This window comes from Sphingobium aromaticiconvertens (genome assembly GCF_037154075.1).
Taxonomy (GTDB): Bacteria; Pseudomonadota; Alphaproteobacteria; order Sphingomonadales; family Sphingomonadaceae; genus Sphingobium; species Sphingobium aromaticiconvertens.
In genome coordinates, this window is record NZ_JBANRJ010000002.1 from 144915 (window position 1) to 168491 (window position 23577).

General features: G+C 65.3%; 24 protein-coding genes and 1 pseudogene. 21 read left to right on the top strand and 4 right to left on the bottom strand.

The window, feature by feature from the left end; genetic code table 11:
• Positions 1-17: 17 nt before the first annotated feature.
• The 14 genes and pseudogenes from WFR25_RS25345 (at position 18) to WFR25_RS25410 (ending at position 15787) form a co-directional block, all read left to right on the top strand.
• Positions 18-2072, top strand: coding sequence for a ParB/RepB/Spo0J family partition protein (locus WFR25_RS25345; RefSeq protein ID WP_336975121.1), 2055 nt, complete (start codon positions 18-20; stop codon positions 2070-2072).
• A gap of 133 nt (positions 2073-2205) precedes the next feature.
• Positions 2206-2952, top strand: a complete 747-nt coding sequence (locus WFR25_RS25350; protein ID WP_336975123.1) for an ArdC family protein — start codon at positions 2206-2208, stop codon at positions 2950-2952.
• Positions 2953-3108: 156 nt separating this feature from the next.
• On the top strand, positions 3109-4458 hold the full coding sequence (locus WFR25_RS25355) for a tyrosine-type recombinase/integrase (RefSeq protein WP_336975125.1): 1350 nt from the start codon (positions 3109-3111) through the stop codon (positions 4456-4458).
• Positions 4455-6242 (top strand): hypothetical protein, encoded by a 1788-nt coding sequence (locus WFR25_RS25360; protein WP_087573768.1) that lies wholly within the window; start codon positions 4455-4457, stop codon positions 6240-6242. Before WFR25_RS25355 ends, WFR25_RS25360 begins: the two co-directional genes overlap by 4 nt.
• Positions 6239-8401: an integrase gene (locus WFR25_RS25365; protein ID WP_336969722.1), complete on the top strand. Its 2163-nt coding sequence runs from the start codon at positions 6239-6241 to the stop codon at positions 8399-8401. The genes WFR25_RS25360 and WFR25_RS25365 overlap by 4 nt, the downstream gene beginning before the upstream one ends.
• Positions 8402-8570: 169 nt before the next feature.
• A complete protein-coding gene (locus WFR25_RS25370) occupies positions 8571-9437 on the top strand; it encodes an ArdC family protein (RefSeq protein ID WP_336969721.1) in 867 nt (288 codons plus the stop codon).
• A gap of 383 nt (positions 9438-9820) precedes the next feature.
• Positions 9821-10039: a zincin-like metallopeptidase domain-containing protein gene (locus tag WFR25_RS25375; protein ID WP_336975127.1), complete on the top strand. Its 219-nt coding sequence runs from the start codon at positions 9821-9823 to the stop codon at positions 10037-10039.
• 132 nt (positions 10040-10171) lie between these two features.
• On the top strand, positions 10172-10807 hold the full coding sequence (locus WFR25_RS25380) for a hypothetical protein (protein WP_336975129.1): 636 nt from the start codon (positions 10172-10174) through the stop codon (positions 10805-10807).
• Positions 10808-10832: 25 nt separating this feature from the next.
• A complete protein-coding gene (locus WFR25_RS25385; RefSeq protein ID WP_336975130.1) occupies positions 10833-11444 on the top strand; it encodes a DUF6927 domain-containing protein in 612 nt (203 codons plus the stop codon).
• Positions 11437-12360, top strand: a complete 924-nt coding sequence (locus WFR25_RS25390; RefSeq protein WP_336975131.1) for a hypothetical protein — start codon at positions 11437-11439, stop codon at positions 12358-12360. The genes WFR25_RS25385 and WFR25_RS25390 overlap by 8 nt, the downstream gene beginning before the upstream one ends.
• A 26-nt stretch (positions 12361-12386) precedes the next feature.
• The gene (locus tag WFR25_RS25395; protein ID WP_336975132.1) at positions 12387-12707 is read left to right on the top strand and encodes a hypothetical protein; all 321 of its coding nucleotides are present in this window, start codon (positions 12387-12389) and stop codon (positions 12705-12707) included.
• A gap of 370 nt (positions 12708-13077) precedes the next feature.
• Positions 13078-14025, top strand: a pseudogene (locus WFR25_RS25400) (DUF2493 domain-containing protein).
• 226 nt (positions 14026-14251) lie between these two features.
• Complete coding sequence (locus WFR25_RS25405) at positions 14252-14881, top strand: hypothetical protein (RefSeq protein WP_336975133.1); 630 nt, start codon at positions 14252-14254, stop codon at positions 14879-14881.
• Between the two features lie 492 nt (positions 14882-15373).
• Positions 15374-15787, top strand: a complete 414-nt coding sequence (locus WFR25_RS25410) for a single-stranded DNA-binding protein (RefSeq protein ID WP_336975135.1) — start codon at positions 15374-15376, stop codon at positions 15785-15787.
• Positions 15788-15917: 130 nt separating this feature from the next.
• Here WFR25_RS25410 and WFR25_RS25415 read toward each other — a convergent pair whose 3' ends face one another.
• Genes WFR25_RS25415 through WFR25_RS25425 form a run of 3 tightly spaced genes read right to left on the bottom strand, consistent with a single transcriptional unit; the run spans position 15918 to position 17754 of the window.
• A complete protein-coding gene (locus tag WFR25_RS25415) occupies positions 15918-16346 on the bottom strand; it encodes a thermonuclease family protein (RefSeq protein WP_336975136.1) in 429 nt (142 codons plus the stop codon).
• A gap of 28 nt (positions 16347-16374) precedes the next feature.
• A complete protein-coding gene (locus WFR25_RS25420; RefSeq protein WP_336975138.1) occupies positions 16375-16950 on the bottom strand; it encodes a carbonic anhydrase in 576 nt (191 codons plus the stop codon).
• A 33-nt stretch (positions 16951-16983) separates the two neighbouring features.
• Positions 16984-17754, bottom strand: a complete 771-nt coding sequence (locus tag WFR25_RS25425) for an SDR family NAD(P)-dependent oxidoreductase (protein WP_336975139.1) — start codon at positions 17752-17754, stop codon at positions 16984-16986.
• A 156-nt stretch (positions 17755-17910) separates the two neighbouring features.
• Between WFR25_RS25425 and WFR25_RS25430 the strand changes: the two genes are divergently transcribed.
• The 3 genes from WFR25_RS25430 (at position 17911) to WFR25_RS25440 (ending at position 19911) form a co-directional block, all read left to right on the top strand.
• Positions 17911-18804, top strand: a complete 894-nt coding sequence (locus tag WFR25_RS25430; RefSeq protein WP_336975141.1) for a LysR family transcriptional regulator — start codon at positions 17911-17913, stop codon at positions 18802-18804.
• Positions 18805-19163: 359 nt separating this feature from the next.
• On the top strand, positions 19164-19328 hold the full coding sequence (locus WFR25_RS25435) for a hypothetical protein (RefSeq protein WP_323810657.1): 165 nt from the start codon (positions 19164-19166) through the stop codon (positions 19326-19328).
• A gap of 49 nt (positions 19329-19377) precedes the next feature.
• Positions 19378-19911, top strand: coding sequence for a hypothetical protein (locus WFR25_RS25440; protein WP_336975144.1), 534 nt, complete (start codon positions 19378-19380; stop codon positions 19909-19911).
• Between the two features lie 106 nt (positions 19912-20017).
• On the opposite strand, the gene WFR25_RS25445 is transcribed toward WFR25_RS25440, so the two are convergent.
• The gene (locus WFR25_RS25445; protein ID WP_336975146.1) at positions 20018-20404 is read right to left on the bottom strand and encodes a hypothetical protein; all 387 of its coding nucleotides are present in this window, start codon (positions 20402-20404) and stop codon (positions 20018-20020) included.
• A gap of 266 nt (positions 20405-20670) precedes the next feature.
• On the opposite strand from WFR25_RS25445, the gene WFR25_RS25450 reads away from it, so the two are divergent.
• The 4 genes from WFR25_RS25450 to WFR25_RS25465 all read left to right on the top strand — a co-directional run bounded on the left by WFR25_RS25450 (position 20671) and on the right by WFR25_RS25465 (position 23287).
• The gene (locus tag WFR25_RS25450; RefSeq protein ID WP_336975148.1) at positions 20671-21066 is read left to right on the top strand and encodes a DUF3768 domain-containing protein; all 396 of its coding nucleotides are present in this window, start codon (positions 20671-20673) and stop codon (positions 21064-21066) included.
• Between the two features lie 328 nt (positions 21067-21394).
• The gene (locus WFR25_RS25455; RefSeq protein WP_336975150.1) at positions 21395-21574 is read left to right on the top strand and encodes a hypothetical protein; all 180 of its coding nucleotides are present in this window, start codon (positions 21395-21397) and stop codon (positions 21572-21574) included.
• A gap of 13 nt (positions 21575-21587) precedes the next feature.
• The gene (locus WFR25_RS25460) at positions 21588-22352 is read left to right on the top strand and encodes a ParA family protein (RefSeq protein ID WP_336975152.1); all 765 of its coding nucleotides are present in this window, start codon (positions 21588-21590) and stop codon (positions 22350-22352) included.
• Positions 22352-23287, top strand: a complete 936-nt coding sequence (locus WFR25_RS25465; protein WP_336975170.1) for a ParB/RepB/Spo0J family partition protein — start codon at positions 22352-22354, stop codon at positions 23285-23287. Before WFR25_RS25460 ends, WFR25_RS25465 begins: the two co-directional genes overlap by 1 nt.
• The last annotated feature ends 290 nt before the right edge of the window (positions 23288-23577 follow it).

Sequence of the window (23577 nt, forward strand, 5' to 3'; positions counted from 1 at the left end):
CCAGATGGAGACGAAAGATGATCCAGTCCGTGAAGGTCAAGAACCTCTCGCTGTCGAAGGACAATGTCCGTAAATCGAGCCGTGAGGCCGGTATCGATGCCCTAGCCGCCAGCATCGCAACGCAAGGCTTGTTGCAGAATCTCATCGTTACCCCGCTCAAAAAGGCGGGTCATTTCACCGTCAAGGCGGGCGGGCGCCGGCTGCGCGCACTTCAGAGCCTGATCGAACAGGGCACTCTCCCCGTGGACCATGTCGTGCCCGTCCTCGTCCTTACCGACGACGACAACTCGGTCGAGGCGAGCCTCACCGAGAATTTCCAGCGCGTTCCGATGAACCCGGCGGATGAAAGCACCGCGTTCAACTTCCTCATCCAGAAGGGGATGACCGCCGAGGACGTTGCCAAGCGACAGGGTGTCACCACCCGCTTCGTCGAGCAGCGGGTGCGGCTTGCCGAGCTTGCACCAAGCGTGTTCCAGGCTCTCGCCGCCGGCGAAATCACCTTGGGGGTCGCTCAGGCCTATGCCGTGACGAGCGACATCGATCGTCAGGCTCGCGTGTTCGCACAGATGAGCACCTCCTATTACGGCGATCAGCCCGACAACATCCGGCGTGCGATCCTCAACGGCACGATCAAGGCGAACGATGCCAAGGCGCGGTTTATCGGTCGCGATGCCTATGTCGCCGCAGGCGGCCGCATCGAGAATGATCTCTTTGCCGCCGAGGGGGACGAGAACTGGATCGACGTCGATCTTCTCGAAGATCTTGCCGGCAAAAAGCTGGAGGCGGCCGCCGCCGAACTCGCGCAGGCCGAGGGCCTCGCATTCGTGACGCCGATTGCGGCCACCCACGTTCCCTACGATCTCGAGCGCCAGCTTCATGAGTTTCACGCGCCCGCGCGGCCGCTTAGCGAAGCGGAAAGCGCGCGCGTCGAAGCGCTTTCTGCCGAGAATGACCAACTCATCGAACAGCTTGAGGGCGAATTGACCGAGGGGACGCCGGAGGCCGAGGTGGCGAACGATCGCCTCGACGAAATCGAACGGGAGCTTGAAGGCATTGAGGATTCCCGTCGCGAGATCGATCCGGCGGTCCGGGCGCAGATCGGGACGTTCGTTTATATCGGTGGCGATGGCGAAGCCCGCGTTCACACCCGCATGTTCAGTGAGAAGCCGGTTGTCGATCCGAATGCTCCGCCCAAGGTGACGGGCGGTGGCAATGGTGACGACGGCGCCGGCGACATCGACCATGGACCCAAACTCAGCGCTACGCTGATCGACGAACTGGCGACCCAGCGCCGGCAGATCCTCGTCGCCCACATCGCCAGTCATCCGGCGTTGGCGCTGGATCTCACCATCTTCCTGATGGCGCAGAATGTCGTCTTCGAGCAGAACTACGTCCGCAATCACTCGACGCTCAAGTCCAGCGGTGCGCAATTCCCGATCTTCGGCTTCCGCGACGAAGGGTCGATGGCGTCGCAGGCCATAGAGGATCAGCGCCAGCGTCTCGATACGAGCTGGGCCGGTCATAAGACCATGTCCGAACGTTTCGATGCCTTTCGTGCGCTCGACGACGAGGCCCGCGGCAGTTGGGTGGCCTTCTCGATCGCACGCACGCTGGAGCCGAGCCTGAACGTTGCCGAGGGCGGACGGTCCAACGGGTTCCATGACCATCTTGGTCGCGCGCTCGACATTCAGGTTGAGCATTGGTGGCGCCCCACGGCTGAAAACTTCTTCGGCCGCGTCAAGAAGGACGTCATGCTCGACGCGCTCGAGGCCATCGGCGGGCCGATCCTGCGCGGGCGATACAAGGACGCCAAGAAGGGCGACCTTGCCGCAACCTGCGCCTCGCTCTGCAACGGACAGGGGATCGTCGAGGCCGAAGTCCGCGAAAAGGCAGCCGCCTGGCTGCCGGATGCCATGCGCTTCGACGCCATCGAAAAGCCCGAGACCATCGCGCTGCGCTCGACCTTCATCGACGAGGGCGATGATGTCGATCCCGGCGACGATGGTGACGACGAGTCCGACCCTGATGACGCGACGCAAGACGGTCAGGAGGATTTGAGTGAGGCGGCCTGACGCCTGCTTGCACGGTTCGAGGCGACTTGGGGGCGGCACTCTTCGCGGAGTGTCGCCCCTCCTTTTGTGCCCTGGCGGCAATCTCTCTGAGGGGAGGGTGCTGGTCCGGGCCCGCCTCTACCAGATCAGGAGAATGACCGTGGCAAAGACCACCGATAAACCGTCGCCCGCCGACACCATCACCAATGCGATCATCGACAGACTCGAAGCGGGCGTACGCCCTTGGGCGAAACCATGGCGGCCGGGCCTTGGCGGCCGTCCCCTTCGTGCGACCGGCGACCCGTATAAGGGCATCAATTGCTTCTGGCTGTGGCTCTGCGCCGAAGGCGCCGGCTACCATTCTCGCACCTGGATGACGTATAAACAGTCACAGGCGCTGGGTGGCCAAGTCCGCGAAGGCGAGCGGTCGCAGATCGCCATCTTTTACAAATCGTACAGCAAAACCGTGGAGTCGCCCGTTACCGGCGACACGACCGACGAAATGCGACGCGTGCTGCGATCCTACGCTGTCTTCAATGCCGATCAGATCGAGGGGCTGCCGGAGAAATTTTATCCAAGCCCCCTCAGCGTGGTGGCTCCCGACGACGATCTGCCGGATCGCGCAGAGCGCTTCCTCGATGCCTTTCCGGCGAGGGTTCACCAGTGCGGCGATCGGGCCTTCTACGACCGTGTTGCCGACAGCATCACAATGCCGCCCGTCGCGTTGTTTTCCACCCGTGCCTATTTCGCTTCGACGTTAGCGCATGAGGCAGGGCATTGGACCGGCCATCCTGACCGGCTAAACCGAGAGTTTGGCAGGAAATTCGGCGACAACGCCTATGCTTTCGAAGAGCTTTGCGCCTTATCTGGACAGTCTGCGCCGCCCGCAACATTGCAGTAAGGTCGGCGATGGACGCCCACGGTAGGCAGTAATCAGGCTGGCCGTAGCGCTGACCCAAGAGCTGGCGGAGGCCAGCCTGATAACTGCCGGGCCATAGAGCGCATCGGTGTGAGGTCAGCTTCCGGGTGGGGGGTCCGGGGGGAGGGTTTCGCGCCGGTGTCGATCATTACTGTTTGCGAGCGCCGCGAGGCCAAGGGTCTCGATGCGCATGTGCCGCTGATCCTGCGCGGTGACGCGCTCTATGATCCCGATCTGGATCGCTTCTTTCTCGACCTGCCGCTGTCGGGGGTCCGCTCGCGGCACTCGCTTCGCGCCTACGCCTATGATGTTGCGGTCTGGCTTCGCTTTCTCGATGCCTGCGGCAAGACCGTGTGGGCTGCGACCCGCGACGATGTCGATGCCTATCATCGTGAGCGACGCCGCGACGAGGCCGATCACCGGATCACGGCGGCAAGCTGGAACCGGGCTGTCGCCAGCCTCGATCGCCTCTACCGCTGGGGCGAGCAGCAAGGGCTGATCGCCGACGCGCCGTTCAGCCGCCGCGCCGTGTGGCAACCGGCGCAGGGCGGCGGTCGCGGCATGATCGCGGCGCGCAACGACGCCTATGAACGTGTTGCCAGGCGATCGGATGTGCGGTTCGTCACGATGGACGACTACCACATTTTCCGCGAGGTCGGCCTGCGCGGCCTCACCCCGGACGGCACCGAGCGCTCCGGCGCTCGCGATCGCAACGGGCTGCGCAACGCGCTGTTCGCCGACCTTCTCGTCACCACTGGCCTGCGTCTTGAAGAGGCGTCGGGCCTGCTCGCCGATGAGCTTGCGGCCATCGATCACGACCACGATCAGGCTCAGCAGCTTTGGCTGCGCCTGCCGCCGCCGCTCACCAAGGGCGACCGGGGACGCAGTGTGCTGGTCCCGCGTCGGCTGCTGCGTCAGATCGCCGCCTATGTCGCCGTCGAACGCGCCGCAGGCGTGACCAAGTTCGCCGCGCGCGACGGCGCGGCCAAGCTCGAACGACCGATCCCTGTCACCCGCGCCGGTCTCGACCGCATGCGCGATGTCTGCACCCCGGAGGAACGATGCCGCCTGATCCTGTGCGACGAGGATGGACCGCCCCACGAGCCGGCGGCGCTATGGCTGACCGAGGTCGGGCAGCCGGTTCGCCCCAACTCGTGGGAGGTGATCTTCACCCGTGCCTGCAACCGGTGCGCAGAGAACGGTTTGCCGCTGTCGATCAGCCCACACCAGCTTCGCCACACATTCGCAGTTCATATGCTCGCCTTGTTGATCCAGCAGCGACTGCGCGAAGCGGCATTGCCGGCGGGGCCGGCGGAGAGCTATCGGCTGATCCTCGGCGACCCGCTGCAACAGGTGCAACGCCTGCTCGGCCACGCGAGCCTCACCACCACCTATATCTACCTCGATCATATCGCGACGCGCGCCGATACGGTGGACGCGGCCGTCGAGGAGCTGCTCGCGCTGCTGCCGGGACCGCAGGGCGCATGAGCGGGCATCCCCGCAAGGGCCGGCCTGTCGCTTTCGCGCCGATCACGCCGGAGTCCGTGCAGCCCGATCCTGTGCTCGGCCTCAAGTTCACGATCGAGGCACGGCATGGCGGAACGGTCCTGATCGATATGACTGGGCTCGTTCCTCGCCCACTCGCCATCGCCTTCGCGGGCGCGCTACGTCGGTCAGCGGCGCTCGGCGGCCCCATCGGTGCGGCCAGCGTCATCAAGCAGTATGTAAATGCCTACCGCCTGTTCTTCGCCTGGCTTGGCGATGACGCGCTGAACGTGGCTGGCGTCAGCGACCTGCGCGCAGTCCATATCGATGGGTTCGCCTCCGCGCTCGAACAGCGCGGGATGGGCGCGATCCACCGGCACATAACGGTCGGCAAGATCATCAACACATTGCGCGCGATCGAGGCAGACCGGCCCGATCGGATCGCGTCCGACCTGCATGAGCGGCTGCGCTACACGCTGGCCACATCGGCGGGCCGCTCGACCCCGCGCGATGCTTATAGCCCCTTCGTCGCCCGCGCGTTGCGCGACGCCGCGAGGACCGATGTCGAAGCGATGTTCCGCCGTCTCGGCGCCGACGACCGGACCGATGAGGGCGACCCGGTCATCGCCAGCGCGCGCGCCGATGTCGAAGCGATCATCGCGCGGCAGGGCTTTATCGTCGCAGACCAGCCCGCGCTGAAGAGCCTCTATTTCATGCGCATGCGGCGCGCATTGCCGATCAGCACGCTCATCGACGACCTGCATGGCCGCCATCACCTGCTTGCGCGCGATCTGCCGGCGCTGCTCGTGTTGCTCACGCTCGATACCGGCCTCGAGCCCGAGTGCCTGAAGACGCTGACCGTGGATTGTCTCACCAACCCCCATGCCGGCACGGTGGAGCTGCGCTATCTCAAGCGCCGCGCTCGCGGCGCCGAGCATAAGAGCATGCGCGTCCGCGACGGCGGTGGTGGCACGCCTGGCGGTCTTATTCGTCGCCTGATCGAGGTCACGGCGACTGCCCGCACGCATCTAAACGACGATCGTATTTGGGTTTATCACAACGCTGGCGGCCTGCGGGCAGGTATCCGCCACCCGACGGAACGGATCGATGCCTGGGTGGCGCAGAACGATATTGTCGATGACGACGGCAAGCCGCTCCACCTGCTGCTCTCCCGGCTCCGCAAGACCCACAAGGCGCTATGGTACACCAAGACCGAGGGGCATATGGCCCGCTTCGCGGTCGGCCACTCGCGCGAGGTAGCGGCGCGCCACTATGCTGATCTGCCGTCGCTCCGGCCCCTGCACGAGACGGCCGTCGCCGACGCCTTCCGCGCAGCGGTCGCCGCCGCGATGCCGACCGTGCTTCCGCCCACCGCCGAGCAGGCGTTGCGCAAAGCGCCCGATCAGGCCGAGCCGCTGATGCCGCTGGCTACCGTGGGTCCGTTGCTCGACGGCGAACAGGATGTCTGGCTCGCCGCCTGCGCGGGCTTCCATAACAGTCCCTTCGCCGAGGCCGGTTCGCCCTGTGCGCAGCCCTTCTGGGGCTGCCTTGATTGCCCTAACGCCGTCATCACCGCGCGCAAGCTCCCCGCGATCCTGGCTTTCCTCGTCTTCGTCGAAGAGCAGCGGCTGAGCCTGCCCGCGACCGACTGGGCGGCCAAGTTCGGCCGCGTCCATGCCCGCATCACCGCCCAGGTCGTGCCGGCCTTCTCCGATGCCGTCATCGCCGATGCGCGCCGGCAGATGGAGAGCGAGCGGCTTTATCTGCCGCCGGAGGCACGCGCATGACCATACCCGCCCATGCCCAAGAGCCTGCCTTCGACGATCGCCCCGTGCTGGCGAGCGCGCCGCTCAAGGAGGGCCACGCCCGCGAGGAGCTGTCTCGCGTCGGCGACCCGAGCTGGGATCTCGGTCTCGCCGTATTCCGCGAGAACGCCCGGCGCTGCCACGTCACCGTGCATTTCGACGTGCTCGAACATGCCGATGTGCAGGCGGCGATGCGCGCCTATCTCTACGCCCGTCTCAACGTCGATCTTCCCGGCTACCGCCCGAAGCTGCCGCCGGCGAGCATTCGCCAGGCATTCAACCGTGCCCGCCGGTTCTTCGCTTTCGCCCGTGAGCGGCTCGGACGGCTCGACGTTTCCCGTATCGATCAGGCATTGGTCGATGCCTATGCCCGGCACCTTCGTGCCGATCCGGCCCGGCGACCCGTCATCGTCGGCCACCTCCTCGAAGTGGTCCCCGATCTCTATCACTATCGTGACCACCTCGCTGGCGGAGGCCTTGCATTCGAGCCCTGGGCCGGACAGGCGCCCGCCCGCGTCGCGGGCTACCGGCATGTCCGGGAGAACCGCACGCCGCGGTTCCCGGAAGAGGTCATCGCCGCGCTGCTCGCATGGTCGTTGCGCTACGTCACCGTCTTCGCTGACGACATTCTCGCAGCCCGTCGCGAGCTTGATCGGCTCGAAGCGCGCCGGGATCGTCTCGTCGCCGCCGACTCCGGCCTCCCGGACGCTGATCGCCGGCAACGTCGCCGCACCCGCCTGAAGGCCTATTTCGGTCGCCGACGCCGCGAGGGGCGCGGCGCACCGATCTGGGGCACCGCTCATAACGGCAAGCTGCGCGTCGACCCCAACACCGGCGCCGTGACCCCACCGATCAACGCCCATCTCCTGCATCTCCATGCCGGGATCGACGTGCAGGCCGAGCCAGGCGCGCATCTCCTGCTGACCGGCGGTGAAGCGAGGTTGATCGACGCAGTGGCGGCCGAGCTGGGGGTAGAGGTCGGCGGCATGGACACGCCGATCTCGATCGATCCCGAGAGCGGTCGGCCATGGCGCGAGCGCTTCGACGCGAAGACTCTCGCACACGAGGAACGGGTGCTCCAGGCCGCCGCCTATATCGTGTGCGCCTACCTGACCGGCATGCGCGACTGCGAGGTGCAGGCGATGCGGCGCGGGTGTCTCTCTATCGCGCGCAGTGAGGACGGCCTGATCGAGCGGCATCGCATCCGATCGACCATCTACAAGCGCCGGGCGGCCGTGGGCGAGGCGGCGAGCTGGGTGACGATCGAGCCGGTCGCCGATGCGATCACGGTGCTCGAACGCCTGTCGGCAGGACCGGCGCGCGCCAGCGGCAGCGATACGCTCTGGCCGGTGCTGCGCGCGAGCGCCGTCTCCAAGACGCATCTGTCGAGCGAGGTGGTCCGTCAGCTCAACACCTTCCGCGATCACCTCAACACCGCCTTCGGCAGCCCCGATATGCCGGTCATCCCGCCCGGTCCCGATGGCAAGCCGTGGCGCATCACGACGCGGCAGTTCCGGCGCACGATCGCGTGGCACATCGCCAACCGTCCGTTCGGCACCATCGCCGGCATGATCCAGTACAAGCACGCCTCGGTCGCCGCGTTCGAAGGCTATGCCGGGACCAGCGCTTCGGGGTTTCGCGCCGAGGTCGAGGCGCAGCGCCGGCTCGGTCGGACTGATGACCTGCTGGACTATTTCGACCGGCGTCAGGGCGGCGCATCGCTTGGAGGGCCGGCGGGACCGCGTATCGGGCGGACGCTCGACGATGCCGCCGTTCAACTCGGGCCATTGCCCGCCATGATCGCCGATCGCGCCCGCCTGCGCGTCATGCTCGCCAGCGTCGCGCGCACCTTCCATGTCGGCCCGCTCGCGGATTGCTTCTTCGATCCCGCGACCGCGCTCTGCCTCAAGCGCGTGACGACCCCCGATCCCGCGCAGCCACTCACCGCCCTGTGCGAGCCGACCCGCTGTCCCAACGCCTGCATCACCGTCCGCCACAGGCCGGCCTGGGAACGCGCGGCGGCCGATGCCAGGGCGCATCTACGCGAACGGCGCATCTCCGATCTCCAGCGTCAAGCTCTCCAGCGCGAGCTCGATCGCCTGACCGCGGTGATTGCCGGGATCGATCCTCCCGCGCCGTAGACCACCCCGGCTGTTGGCGGAGTCCTGCGCCGGTCGGCGCGCCCGCGCAACGGCTTCGCCGTCCTTCGCTTCGCTGCGGCCCTGACGGGTGCGCGAGCCCCCCTGTGCCCGGCGCGAACGGGCCTCCGCCGCCGGGGATGGTCCCCGGCGCGAGAACGGAGAACAGATCATGTCAGCCTCACCACGCTCAGACGTCTACGCTCGCGTCACGCAAGCGATCGTCGACGCCATCGAAGCCGGCACCGGCACCTGGCGCATGCCGTGGCATCATTCCGGCGCCGACGTCACCCGCCCGACCAACGTCGCCAGCGGCAAGCCCTATCGCGGCATAAATACGGTCTCGCTCTGGGCGGCCGCCTATGGCAGCGGCTATGCGAGCGGGGTCTGGGGCACCTATCGCCAGTGGCAGGCGCTCGGCGCGCAGGTCCGCAAGGGCGAGCACGCCAGCCTCGGCGTCCTCTGGAAGGAGTTTCGCGCGAAGGGTGACGAAGCCAGCGACGATGATGGCGACCACCGACGGCTTTTCGCCAAGGCGTTCAGCCTGTTCAACGCCGATCAGATCGATGGCTATGCGCCCGAACCGGGGCCGGTCCTGCCCGAGAGCGAACGCCTCGCCGCCGCCGAAGCCTTCATCGCCGCGCTCGGCATCGATACCGTCTACGGCTCGGCCAGCGCCTATTATCACATCGCCGAAGACCGCATCCACATGCCGGATTTCAGCGCCTTCCACGACGCCCACGGCTTCTACGCCACCCATATTCACGAGGCAGCTCATGCCAGTGGCGCAGCCCATCGGCTCGACCGGGGTTTCAGCACCAAGTGGACCAAGCACGCGCTCGCCATGGAGGAAGCGACCGCCGAGCTGACCGCATCGTTCCTGCTCGCCGATCTCGGGATCGCGCACGAACCGCGACCCGATCACGCGGCCTACATCGCCTCCTGGCTGCAACTGCTCAAGGACGAGCCCCGGGCGATCTTCACCGCGGCGAGCAAGGCGCAGGCGGCGGCCGACTGGATGCACACCCGGCAGCCATGATCCAGCAGCGACCAACGCTGAGCGGCCGATCCCTCGCGGGCTCGGCCGCTTCGTCGCGCATGGCGATGCGCGGGCTTCGCCCGCTCACCAGCGGACGCCGCTGGCGCGGCGGCGCTGATTTTTCGGGCTCCCTCGATGCGGGTCTGGTCGGCGCTCCCTGCTAGGCCCGCCACGGCGCGCCGCAAGCCCGGCTTCGCCGAGCTGCTCCATTTCATTTCGCCCCTCCGGGTGCGGCCCGCCGCTTGCGCGGGCCTCTCCGGTCGTTCTCGCCGCCCACCCCCGCCTCGGGGGAGCCATGGGGTTTTTGGGCAGTGCTCGAGGCACCGATGGTTTTCACCTTCCAACCGCCATTTTTCGCTGGACTGTCAGGATATATCGCAGAGATGACGTCCGCCCTGCTTGGCGCGGATCTGGGCCTCCCGACCGCCCATATCGACGATCATGCTGCGTATATCGGCTCGTGGCTCGCGGTGCTGCGCAAGGATTCCCGCGCCATCATGACGGCTGCGGCAAAAGCCGAAGCGGCGGCGGCCTTTCTGCTCCGCGCAACTGGCCTCGCCACGTCGGACGAAGCCCAGGAACAGATCCGTGAAGCAGCATGATCGCGGCGATCGCCTGCCCCGACCCCGGCGCCTCCCGCCGGTTCGCCGTAGCGTTCTGCCGCCGCAAGGAGGGGGGAGGAGAGGACGCCTTCGGCCTTTTGAGCGCGCCAGAGCGCTCAGAAGGAGGCTCCCATGTTCTACGATACGCTCTACCGCCACAATCAGGCCCTTTCCCCCGCCGGTCTGGACCATCTGCCTGCGGCGCTCCACGCCCTCAACGCCGCCGTCGATGACTGTCAGCGTGCTGGCAAGCCTGTCGCCAGCGACGCGGCAATCCTTCTCCTTATCCGCCATCTGGCAGACGTTGCCGAACGCGATGCGCCCAGCATGAACGTCCTTCGCCTTCGTTGCGAAGCGGATCGCCTGGCGGTCGACACCGCGCCAGCGCTGCTCGACATTGGCGGGAAGAGCGTCGGCGGAAACTACCACGCCAAACGTACCTTCCACTATCAGGCGCGCCGCGCGCTTACACGCCTCGCGACGGCAATCGGCCTCGACGCGGACGACGCCCGTATCAACACCATCATGGGGGCCGATCACGAAGACGGCACGACGGAGCTGCGCCACGCGGAACTCGCCGTTCGCGTGGTCCCGCGCGGCTTTCTTCCGGACAGCGAGGTCTCGATCAGCCGCTGTCGTGACGGGCAGGAGATCGGCAAGCTCCACCGCGCGCCGATCACCGAGTTACTCGACGTGGCCGCGTTCCAGCGCCGGCTTGCCGGCATGCTCGGCGATATCGGCGCGGTGCGTTTCGCGGCTGCCGCCTGAACCCCGCTATTGCAGGAGATCTCTCATGGGTTGGCTCTTCATGCGCGATATGGGTGGCTACGCCACTCCGCGCTCTTATCTCGACAACCAGTTTACCTATGCGCACGCCGACCATCGTCTCACGGTTCTCGCGTCTTCGATGGTCGGTTCGACCTATTACGCGGCGTGCGAACGGATCGAGGCGTCCGGCGCTCGGGCCGTCTTCGCTGTCGTGTGCCTGACCAGGCAAAGCACCGGTGCGCGCGACGGCTGCACGTTCGGCTACAAAGACATGACGGAAACGATGGGACCGTGCGAAAGCGACTGCCCTGCTGCAATTCTCGATGAATTGACCGAGACCGACAACGACTACGCCTCCGAATGGCGCGCACGCTGCCGTGCCAACCTGGTTCGCCGCAAGCTCGAACGCGCGAAGCCAGTCCCGAAGCCGGGACAGACCATCGTCTTCGACGAGTCCATCCGTTTCAATGACGGCGAGGATCGCAACCGCTTCACGGTCATTGCCAATCCGAAGGGCAAGGCCCCGCTATTTCGCGATCCCATAACCGGCGCCGTGTGCCGGATTGCAAAGCTCAGGACGCGCGCATACCGGCTTATCAACCCGGCCATTGTCCCGAAGGACTCGACCGATGGCTGAGCGCGCGCCGGTGATCGCGGCCTGGGGCGCGGGCGTCGATTCTACCGCCATGATCATCGAGCTTGTCGAACGAGGCGAGCCCATCGATATGGTCCTGTTCGCCGATACCGGTTCCGAGAAGACCGACACCTATGCGTTCATACCGGTCTTTCGTCGTTGGATGGACCGTCACGATGTCGCGTCCGACATCGTCCGCTACGAACCGCGAAATTTCAAGCATTGGCCGCCCTATGACAGCTTGGGCACCAACATGCTGACCAACGCTACGCTGCCATCCAAGGCATTTGGGCGGGGGTCGTGTTCGCTCAAATGGAAGGTGTCGCCGCAGGACAAATGGACGGCGCAATGGGCACCCGCGATACGGTGCTGGGGAGAAGGCGGACGTGTCGTCAAACTGATCGGCTTTGACTGTTCCAGTGCCGATCAGCGTCGTTACGCGCATGCCGAGGGATATGCAGACCCACGCTATGACTATCGTTATCCCCTTCGCGAACTGGGCTGGACCCGGGCGGATTGCATTGCACGTATTGAGCGTGCGGGCCTGCCTGTACCGCCCAAATCCTCCTGTTTCTTCTGTCCCGCGATGCGGCCGCACGAAGTGGATGCGCTCTCTAAGGATGAACTGCGCACCATCGTTCTGATGGAGGCTCGCGCAAAACCTCGCTTGCGTACGATCGATGGCCTCTGGCGCAAGCCCGTTGTCGGGCGAGGCGGGGCGATACCGAGACCGGGCAATATCACCGCCTATATCCGTCAGCACGGCCTTCTCTCGCCGAGCGAGGTTGATCGGATCGTTGCGGATGCACCGCTCGCGCTGGTCGCGTTCCAGGCGGCGCAAGCCTGCAAGCCCGTCGAGCAGCGCATGTCGATGGCGCGCTGGCTCGACGCATTCCACCGTGGTCAGTCCGCAGACTGACCCCCTCACTTGCTACGGAGACTCTCATGGCCGATCGCGCTTCTGTCGCGATCCGCATCGGCGGATCGCTGTCCCCTGACCTCCTTCCCGGCTTTTGCGCTGCCGTCGAGAGCGACGGCGCCTTCACGGATTGGGAGGGCACCGCGTTCGACCCGGACGATCTCGATCCGAGCGTTCCCCTGTACCTGGCCGACCATGAGGTTGCCTGGGGCCGGTTCGAAGCGATCGAGACTTTCTGTGTCGATCATGCCCTTGTCTTCGCCCGCTGGGCGGGCGGCGCTTCTGGGGCGTTTGGCCCGGAGCGGGTGGTCTTTGACGGCACGACCGTTCGGAGTTTCAGCGCCTAGGACGATGACGAGATCCTAATTTCGGCGGAAACGGTGCGCCGTCTCGGCAGCTACGCGGCGGTGCTCTCGCATCTCGCGGCGGCGGAATTGGAGATATCCCCGTTCCGGATCGACGGCGCAGGCTGAGGACAAAGCGAAAACCGGTCTGTGACGACACCTCCCCGCCACAGGATGCTGCATATGGGCGCCCGCGAGGCGCTGGCAACCCGCGAACGGCAGGCCGAGTTGCCGTGTGCCACGGCTGCCCGCACCACCCCTTGTTCGCGAGTTTCCCTCGGCTGTGCCTCGGTGCCAGCCCCTCTTTTGCGAGCGCCCGGAGGATGCGCATCCGGCGGAGAGGCCGCCGGCAAAGACAGAAAGGCTCGCCATCATGACCACATCGCTTGCAGCCGCACTCGCGGCACTGGAGCTAGGGCACCTCGAACCCCGCGCTGAAGACGTCAGTGGCATGGCGCCGCCACCAACCGAGGCGCTGGAGCAGACCGTCACCGCAATCTGGAGCGATCTCTTCACGACGATGAGCAACACGTCGATCGAGCGTGACATCTAAGATCTGGGCTGGGGGCTGGTGAACCTATTCCACCGCGCCGCCGCCAAGAAACACGGGCTGGTCGACCGGTTGACCGACGACATTCGCTTGCTCCTCGCCGAACAGGACGGCTCCGAAATCAGCACGGCCAATCTGGAGGAAAAGATCGATCTCGCCAAGAAGGTCGAGGAATCCGCGGGTGCCTTCGAGATCATGCGCGATATCGCCGCCGCGCACTATATCCGGGAGACCGGGAGATCATGGGTGCCATCGTCCGGCAACCGCATTTCGCTCGGTGTCACCGCCGGGATCGTCGACGGCCACGCCTTCCTGCGGGCGCGCCGCGAGCGGGCTCTGAACGCCAACACCGCGCAGGGAACACCCGTTGTGTTCGCGGGTGGCCGCCTCACCTTCGCCAACGACGAAGATATGAAGACGTTCGCCGATAACCTGCTGGCCACCCTCAACAAGGTTCGTGCCCATGTCGGCGACATGTATCTCGTACACGGCGGCGATATGAAGGGTATCGAGCGGCTTGCAGCGTCCTGGGCCGAGCAGAATGGCATCCAGCAGGTGCGGTTCGGTCTCGATCGCAAACTCGGAGATCGCGCTGGCTTCCGTCGCAACGAGCAGATGCTCTCGCTCAAGCCGCGGTTCGTGGTCGCCTTCCAGGGCAACGGCGTGACGGAGCGGCTTGTCATCGAAGCCAAGGCTCGGGGACTCCGTGTCGTTGATCGCCGCGGCCCATTGGGAAGCCCTCCTTCCGCTGCCAGTCGCGGTGCGGGCTGAAGCCGCGGGCCGCCGGTTTTCCGGCGGCCCTTTTTTGCTCCGATAACCGTCGGCCCCTCGAAATTCCCGCAGGCGAGAGGGGAGAGCGCCGAGGCCGTTTTTGGTGTCGCTGAGCAGCACTGGAATCCGGCGGCCGTTTTGGCGGCCGGGACGCGGTTCAGAGTCCGCCGACCATCCGCGTTGCCCATGCTGCGCCGGCTGTCGCCTTTCCACCAACTAGAAAGATATGATGATGCGCGATTTGCATGACGAGGAACTGCGCGCTCTATTGGCCTTCCGGCAGCGTCACGGGCGCTGCTGGAAGGCCGCGCTGCTGCTACGCTGGTCGGCCGGCACGGACACCGATGAACCGGGTTCTGCGCATTTGCGCCATCTGCGCAATATCGCAGGGCCGCGCTGGTTGATCGGGCTTCCTGCCGCAACGCTCGATGACGTCGCGCGCCGTTTCGCCGGGATAGCCGATCCGGCGCTGGTCGCCACTTTCATGGCGAATGCTGTGGGATTTTCCCGCGGTGCGGCGGGTAGCGTGGAGATCGCCCCCGCGAGTGCCGCACATTCGCTGGCGATCGCGATCGAACTCGCTCTCAAAGCCTTTCTGATGAAGGCCGGCTATGCCGACGACTGGAACCGTGTCCATGTCCGTCACGACCTCGAAAAGGCCCTGGCGCTTGCTATGGAGGCGGGCCTGTCGGGCCTGCCTCCGGAATTGCCGGAACTCGTAGCGATCCTTTCGCCGGCCTATCGCCGCCACCAGATCGACGCCTTGTTCCGGGCCGGAGCGTCACCCTTCGCTGTGGCCGACGCCTCTCGCTGCGTCGACCGTCTCCTTGCCGTAATCAGCGTGCATATCGCGTGACGGCGCACCACCGCCTCATCCTGTGCGCGGTTCGAAAAGGTGCTCGCCAATCGCATGAAGCCGGGGATGGGTGGGCCTGCGGCGTACCGTGCGTCAGACGGCCATTATGTCTGTTGCCGTGAGAGTTGCGGTCGCTTCGCTGCGGACGACAGTCCAAGGAGGGAAAAGCGCTGACGGCCGGTTGTGGGGTCTCTGCCTGGCGAGGACATGCCGCGGCGATAGGGGAAGGTTTCTGCACCGGTTCCTGGGTTTCATAGAACCAAAGCCACCATCCCTTCTTTTTGACCTGATCCCTAAGTCGGTCGTTCGGTCCTTCCAACCCGCTCCCCTTCGGGCCGAGTTGCCGTGTGCCACGGCTGCCCGCACCACCCCTTGTGTCGGGGTTCCCCTGCGCGGCTGACGCGCTCCGGTGGAAGCACCGCCCATGCCCGCCTTTTTCGGGGGTCAGTCGAAGGGACGGTCCCTTCGGCACCCAAAAAAAGGAACCTCGACATGCAGAACCTCGTCATCCTCGCCGGCAATGTCGGCGCCACACCGGAAGCCCGCACCACCCAGGGCGGCACCAAGATCACCCACTTCAGCCTCGCGAACTCGCGGCCCAAGCGCGACAGCAACGGCAAGATCGTCAAGGACGACAATGGCCGGCGGATCGAAGATACCGAATGGCACCGGATCACCTGCTTCAACGGCGTCGGCAAGACCGTCGAACAATATGTCGACAAGGGGATGAAGGTGATGGTGCGCGGTCGCATCCACTACACCCGCTGGACCGACAACGAGAATATCGAGCGGTACGGCGTCGAGATCATCGCCGACGAGGTGACCTTCCTCACCCGCGCCAAGCCCGCCAGTGGCGACCAGGGCGGCAATGACAGCTCGGTCGATGACGACGAAATTCCCTTCTGAGACCGGCAAAGGCCCGGCGGCTCACGCCGCCGGGCCTTTTTGCTGTTTCCTCAGTACGGTTCGGGATCCAGGAAAATCCGGGACATGACTCTGGAAAAGCGCGGTTACGATGGTGCCCTTCCTCTTCCTCTCAGCGGCAACGGCCCGCCGCATAGCGGTCCCATCGCAGCACCGTGCCGGTCGCGATCATGGCGCAGCTGATATCGCCGATCGCCGGGGCTACGCACCAGGCGCCGGTGCGATCCCCTTTCGCGTTGCCGGTCGATCGGCATTGGAGCCTCGGGCCTGTGACAAGGATATGGCCTGTGCCAGCAAGGCCTCTGGCGCCGCCCAGCAGCCGCACCAGCGTATCGCGCGCGACAATGCCGCTGGCGCGCGGGCAGGGCTGCCCTCTGCGGCATGAGCCGTCGATTTCCCGCGCCGCGATCCCCGCGAGCCGGATCCGTGGTCCCTCGCGGCACCAGATCGGCCCATCGCCGTCCCACACCCTGACCGGTGTGCAGATGAAAGCCTGGCCGCTCGGCACGACCGCGACAGCCAGCAGAAATATAGCGAGCATCAGCGTTCAACCGGGGCGGTAGCGTAGGTCATGCGTCAGGAAAGAGCGGCAATGTATCGGACGGCGCCGTGGCTTCATCGGCGAGGATATCATAGCAGCGCAAACGCAACCCGGTGGCCACATCATAGACCAGCCCCGTGACCGTAAATGTCGCCGGCAGTTTGGGATTGGCCTTGAGCGCGGCGACGTCGATCGTGACGGCTGCATAGGGGTCGGTGATTGCAAGCGCGTCCAGCTCCTCGAGCTTGACTCCCATATAGGGCGCAAGGAGTTCGGGAGCGTGATGATAGCAGCCCTTGATCCCGCAATCGGTGTGATGAAGCACGATCAAGGTCCAGCCTTCGCCGATGTCCTGCCCAGCGGCGTGCGACACCGTGCGCAGGATCGTCATGGTTTCGAGCAGGGCCGGGTTGATGCGGCCGCCGACATTGCGGATGACCACCGCTTCGCCTGGCTCGAGGCCGAGCACGTCCATCGGATCGACGCGGGGATCGACACATCCGATTATCATGGTCTTCCTGGAGGGTATGATCTTGAGGTCGGGCGAAAAGCCGTGGGCGGCAAAGTCGGCGTTGCGCGCGGCGATGGTTTCGAGAAAGTCCATGTTCCTATCCTTCTAGCGAGAGTGGCGGCGGCGTCAGGCGGCCTTGGGCTGGGCGGCATTCCGCGGGATGGGGAGGCGGGTCGACATCATCGCCTGCACGGCCTTGGGGTTGGCCGTGAACGCCTCATGGATTGCGCGCGTCTGGGCGCCGGCGACGACATCGTCATTGCTGCCGGCCTCAAGCGCATTGAGGGCGTCGCTGACGACCTCATGGGGGGTCATACGGGGCTCGGGCAGTTTGGCGCCCATCGCCGTATCGGTCTGGACAGCCAGCACGCCGATCACCTGCGTGCCCTGTGCGCCCAGTTCGGCACGAATGCTGCGGGTAAGCGAGAGCGCCGCGGCCTTTGACGCGGCATATGTGCCGGCCACCGGCAAGCTGACGAGAGCCAGCATCGAGAGCATGTTGATGGTCGCACCACCACCCGCTGCCGCGAGCGCCGGGGCAAAAGCGCGGGTCATCGCCAGCGTGCCGAAATAATTGACGTCCATCTCGCGGCGGGCGTCGTCGATGGCCGGCGCGGCGATCGCGCCTTCGAACGCTGCATAGCCGGCATTGTTGATGAGCAGGGTTACATCGCTGGCGACGCCGGCTGCGGCCGCGACCTGATCGGGATCGGTGACATCGAGGGGAAGCGGCACGAGGCGGCGGTCAGCGCCCTGCAGGAGGTCGCGCAGCGACGCGGTGTCGCGGGCGGCAACATAGATTTTCGCGGCGCCGCGCTTCAGCAACTCGGCGACGAACGCGCGGCCGATGCCGCCATTGGCGCCCGTGACGAGGGCGATCGAACCGTTGATCTGCATCAGACTATCCTTCCAGGTTGACCGGCCCAGGGTTGAGCCGTTTCGGGGAAGGGCGGTGCGACTGCGCTTCGGATCCGATGCCGCAGAAATGGCGGATGTTCGGTTCACTCGGTAGCCGTTCAAATCGGCTATGACCTATGCTAGGTCAGCATCAATATGAAGGACATCCAAACACTGCGTCTCTACACCCGTGTCGCCCGGCTCGGCAGCTTCTCGGCGGCGGCTCGGGAGAGCGGCCTTGCCCAGTCGCAGGTCTCGCGCATGATCGCCGAACTGGAGGCGGGGCTGGGGACGCGACTATTGTCGCGCACGACCCGCGCCGTCGTGCCGACCGAAGCGGGCCAGGAATATCTGGTTCGGATCGAACCGATCCTGGCGGCGCTGGAGGATGCCGAGAACAGTATCCGAGAGACCGGCGAGCTGCGCGGGCTGCTGCGCATCGGGATGCCCTCGACCATGGGCATCCGCATTGTCATGCCGCGATTGTCGGGTTTCGCCGAGCGGCACCCCCAACTCCAGATCGAACTGCTGCTCGACGACAGCTGGCAGGACATGGTTCGCGAGGCGGTCGATGTTGGTATCCGTGTCGGCAATCTGCCCGAGGGCTCAGGCACCGCCAAGCTGATCGGCCAGATGCACCGGGTGATCGTCGCAGCACCAGCCTATCTCGCCCAATATGGCGTACCCGAAATGCCGGGTGCGCTGGATGCGCACCGGATTGTCGGTGGTCCGGCCTCGACCCAATCCTCGTCCTGGCGGTTCGAGAAGGATGGCGAGACAGTATCGGTTGATGTGCATCCGCATATCGCGACCAACGATACGGCGGGCGCGCTGGCCGCCGCCGCAAGCGGTCTCGGCGTCACGTCCACCACATCCTGGGCGTGCCGGCTTGAGCTGGAGAACGGCGCGCTGGTCCAACTCTTCCCCGAGTGGCAGACCGCCTTGTTGCCGGTCCACGCTTATTATCCAATGGGGCGCGCGACCCGCATCGCCGCGCGGGCGTTCGTCGAGTTTCTCAGCGCCGATCTGCTGCAAAATCCGCCAGCATAGGTGCCGATCGAGGGTGTGTCGCGATCGGTCACGCTGATGCCACGCCATAATGACAGCCGGTTCGACCGGGTTGGCGATCACAACAGCTGACGCAGATCCATGTCTCCGCTGAGGCCGACCCACGCATCGCATGATGTCCGTCCGGTGGGGCCATGACCTCTTCTGGCCAGCAGTTTCACCCCGCTCTTTGAGGCGCAATCCTTGGTCCGGCGCGCGGCCTAATGCGATCAACCCGTAAAGGGTCCGGTCGCTTCGCTACGGCTTTTGGCCTGCGGCAAAAAGTGATCGCGGCCACCCACCGAACACTTCGGGCGCCAGTCGAGCGGGGATGAACCCGCCGGCTTTCAAGGAGCCTCGACATGTTCACCGACATCAAGATCGCCCGCAGACACGCGCTCGGCCTCTCCAAGACCCTCATGATCGCAACGATGGTCATCGGGATCGGCAACCAGTTCGCCGTTATCACCGCCGACGACTTTGACGGCGACGTGGTCGTCATCAACGAATATGATCCGTTCAGCTGAAACCTTCCGGCGGGGGCATTCGCCCCCGCCTTTATTGTGCGAGCGCTGATTGGACGATCTTACCGAGGAAGCGAGCCCGCATTTCATCCACTCGACGCTGCGTGAGCGCATCGTCGAGCATGTCTTTGTCGGGGAAGCGCTGCGCCGCCTGTGGCAACTGGGTGTAACCGACGTCGAGGTATTGCGCTCCGAATTCGACGCGGGCGGCTATGATCTGGTAATGGCCCGCGGCGGCGTGACCCGCCATATCCAGTTCAAGACCAAAATCGTCGGCGGCAAGACCGACGAGGTCAAGATCAGTCTCAAGCTGATGGAGAAGCCGAGCGGCTGCGTGCTCTGGATCGTGGTGACGCCGGACCTCCTTTTCGATCATTATCTGTGGTTCGGCGCGGGGCCGGGCGAGCCTTTGCCGGACATCAGTGCTTTCGCCGTTGCCAAACATAGCAAGGGGACGGCGGAGGGCGAGAAGAATGCGCGGCCGGGTCATCGCAAGGTCCGGATAACCAGGTTCGAAAAGCTCTCAACCTTGGACGCGATATTGCTTCGCCTGTTCGGTGATCTCAATGGTGCGAAAGCGGATTGAGCGGTCAGGCGGCTCCGGTTGCACCGGACCGGGCTCTAGGCTGACGCCCCGAGCCCCGTGCCGGGTCTCGGCCCATCCGGGTCACGATCCCTGCCGTGGTAAGGCATCAACGGCGCCCAGGTACCAGTACCCCTGCGATATCGGCTGAAGGGGCTGGTTGCCCACGGGCGAGATGCGCTGGCGGGCATATTGTCAGCCCCTCGCGCAGGGCCGCATCGTCCAGCAGAACGCGCCATGGTCCACCGTAGCGCCGGGAGGCCAGGTAGAATGTCGCGCCATCGCACGCCACCATGCGGCATCGCTCTTGGCGATCGATCAACGACGCATTCCCGCCATAGCGGGCGACCAGCTCGTCGAGATCGGCGCGCATCAGGGCGCCGCAGCGACGGCACTGGGTACGAACCTGGATCTGCAGCCGCTGCATCGCGTCTACGCTCGATGTCCAGCGTGGCCAAAGGGCAATGATCCGGGCGGTGTCTGTCATGATCGACATGATAGCGAAGCCCTCGTTCGTGCGTCCAGTAGCAGGTCTGAAAAGTCGGCCATGCCGTTCCTTATTCCCTCTGACCGCCGCACCGATGGTCCCTTCCTGGCTTGGCGTCCTCGCCGCGGCACTTGCCAGCGCAAGCCCGGTGCCGGGCTTCTCCACATCCGTTGCGACCCTGTCGGGTGCGCGGGCGCGCTATGCCCCGGCGGTCCGGTCGCCTGTCGGAAGGCCCCGATCGGCGGGGTCTGACACAGTTTGGAAAGTCGAACGTCATGACCGACCCCCAGAATGACAAACTCCTATCCGCAGACCAGCGCATCGCGACCATCGCGCAGCTCAATGATGCCCTGCGCCAGTCCATCCATAACCCGGGCGTCAACCAGGTGGTCATGACCGCCGGGGTCGCCGACCTGATCGGCGATACCAGCCTGTTCCGCGGGTTCCAGCGCCGCGCCGAACTGCTGCGCACCGTGCGCGACTATGACGCATTTGGTCCCGACGTCGATCCGCATGGCGAGCGCGATTTCGGGCGCTTCGAGTTTGTGGGCGAGGCCCTATACTGGAAGATCGACTATTATGATCGCGCGCTGACCTTTGGATCACCCGATCCGGCCGATCCTGATGTCACCATCCGCGTACTGACACTGCTTCTCACCCACGAATATTGAGCCATCATGGCCCCGACCGTGTCGGGGCCACCTTTTTACTGAAGGAATTCGCCGTTGCCGCCCGCGCGGATCGCTTTGCGTCACCCGGTTGCGCCCGGCGCAGGCCTGACCAGATTTCCCATCCCTGGCGAGTGATCCCGGCCATCCCCCTGACCGGGGGGATGGCCGAAAAGTCTGCTTGAGCAGACTGTCGGCGGTGCCGCCCAGACGTCCCATCGACCCTTGCTCTCCGGCACGAGAGGGGAGGCTGCGCGGTGAGAGCGGCCGCGTTTTGCTGCGCGGTGAGGGGACCGATCGGTGTCCCTGGAACATGCCAAGGAGACCCGCAGTGGCCGACTATTTTTCCCGTCATCCAGACCATGCGTTCGTGTTCGCATTCGTCTGCTTCGCGATCACCGTTTACCTGTTTCGCTATGTCGGTCCGGGGATCGGCGGTGGTGGCGACTGGTCGTCGCGCGACCATTATGAGCGCGATCTGCGTGATGGTCCCCAAGACTATGAATCGTGAGGATCCGGCGACCATGAAGACGATCGTCGTCAGCCTGCTGAAGGGCGGGGTCGGCAAGACCTTTCTCGCCACCCACCTCGCCTGGTATCTGGCCGAGCAAGGGGGCAATCGCGTCGCCTTTCTCGACCTCGATCCGCAGGGCAGTTCCACCCGGCGGCTCGCCAGCGAGCGAACCGGGTGGTTCTCGGCCGATCTGTTCGATCCCGAGGCGCGGCTCGCGCTTACCGACGCGCCCGGCATCACGGTCTTCGCCGCGGATCCGCGCCTGCAGATGGTCAAGGCAGCTGCGGATGTCCGCGATTTCCTCGGCCGGTTCCCTGCGCTTGGTGCCCATTTTGACCATATTGTCATCGACACCGGTCCCAAATGGGACGAGCTGACCTTGAGTGCGATGGCAGTGGCCGACGCAGTGATCGCGCCGGTCCAGGTCGCCGAGGATTCGATCGAATGCGCCAAGATGCTGCTCACCGCGCTCAAAAAGGCGGAAGGGGCGCGCGGCGGGCGCAAGGTCGATTTTCTCGGGCTGTTGCCCTCGATGGTCAATCCTTTCGACCGACGCGAAATGGACAATGCGGTCAAGCTCGCCCGCGCGGTTGGCGAGAAGCTCATGTTTCCCGCCTTCATCAAGGCGCGGCCGACCTACAAGCATTCGGCCGAACAGCATCATCCGGTCTGGCGCGAAACCGGCAGCGGCGCCAAAGCGGCCGCTGACGAAATCCGGCCGATCCTGGCGGAGATCGTTCGCCGGATGGACGTCCGCCATCTGAGTGCGGCGTGATGGGCAAGTTCGATCAACGCGCCGAAGAGTTCGGACTGCTTGTCGGCCTCCATGACAGCGCGCGGCGTGTCGAGGATCTGCCGCTCGACTGGATCATGGCCGATCCGGAAAATCCGCGGCGCGTGTTCGATGAGACGGAGCTCAAGGATCTTGCTGCCTCGATCGCCGCGCGCGGCGTCCTGCAGCCGATCATCGTCGCCCCGAAGAATGGCGACGGCCTTCATGTCATCCGTGTCGGCGAGCGGCGCTTTCGGGCATCGCGCCTTGCCGGGCGCGAGACCATCCCAGCGATCGTGATGGCGGTGGTGAACCGCGCCGACACGCTCGCCGATCAGATCGTCGAGAATGACCAGCGCGCAGGCCTGACCCCCCATGATCTGGCGACCGGGATCGAACGCATGCTGAGCGCCGGTGTCACACAGGCGGAGATCGCCCGCGCGCTCGGCCGCTCGAAGCAGTTCGTATCGCTCTATGCCGCCTGTGCCGACATGGCGCCGTGGCTGCGTGCGGCGATTGACCAGATGCCGATCCGGTTGCTCTACGACCTGCACCGGGCTGCCCGCATCCATGGCGACGCGGTGCGTGCCTATATTGAGCGGCTTGGTGATGAAAACGTGACCCTGGCCGAGGGTGGCCGGTTCATCGCGGGACTCAAGGTATCCGAGAATCTGCCGGATGGCCGTCTGCGCGATGTGCCCGCGCTCTCGGACGGACAGGGCACAGTGCGCGCCGCACCGAGCCGGCCGGTTCGTGCCAGTGCCGGTTTGCGGTCGATGTTCGAAACGGGGGTGCCGCCGCAGCCTCGGCCGCTCGATGCGGTGCGGGTGACGGTGGGCGGGCGGACAGGACGTTTGATCCTGCCCGAGCGCGTTCGGGTGGTGTTCGATGACGGCAATGAGGTCGAAGCGCCCATTGCCGAGATCGCCATGGAGTAAACCATCGGCGGGGCAGGGCGGGGGGCGCATCCATTCACCCCTCACTCCGCGTCGAAACGATCGAGCTTTTCAGACAATTTTGACAGCCGTGCCCCTTTCTTCAGGTGCGCGGCTGTCTTCATTTTCGCGGGCGGAGGGCATTGGTTCGCTCGGAGATATTCTCTTTTTCCACCGAGGCCAGGCCGGGTTGGATACGTGGCTTGAAGACGGTCGGAGTCTGTTTGAGCAGACTATAAGATGAGTGGTTGTTGATTGCCGTTGAGAAGTGACCCGGGGAAGCCAGTAATTTC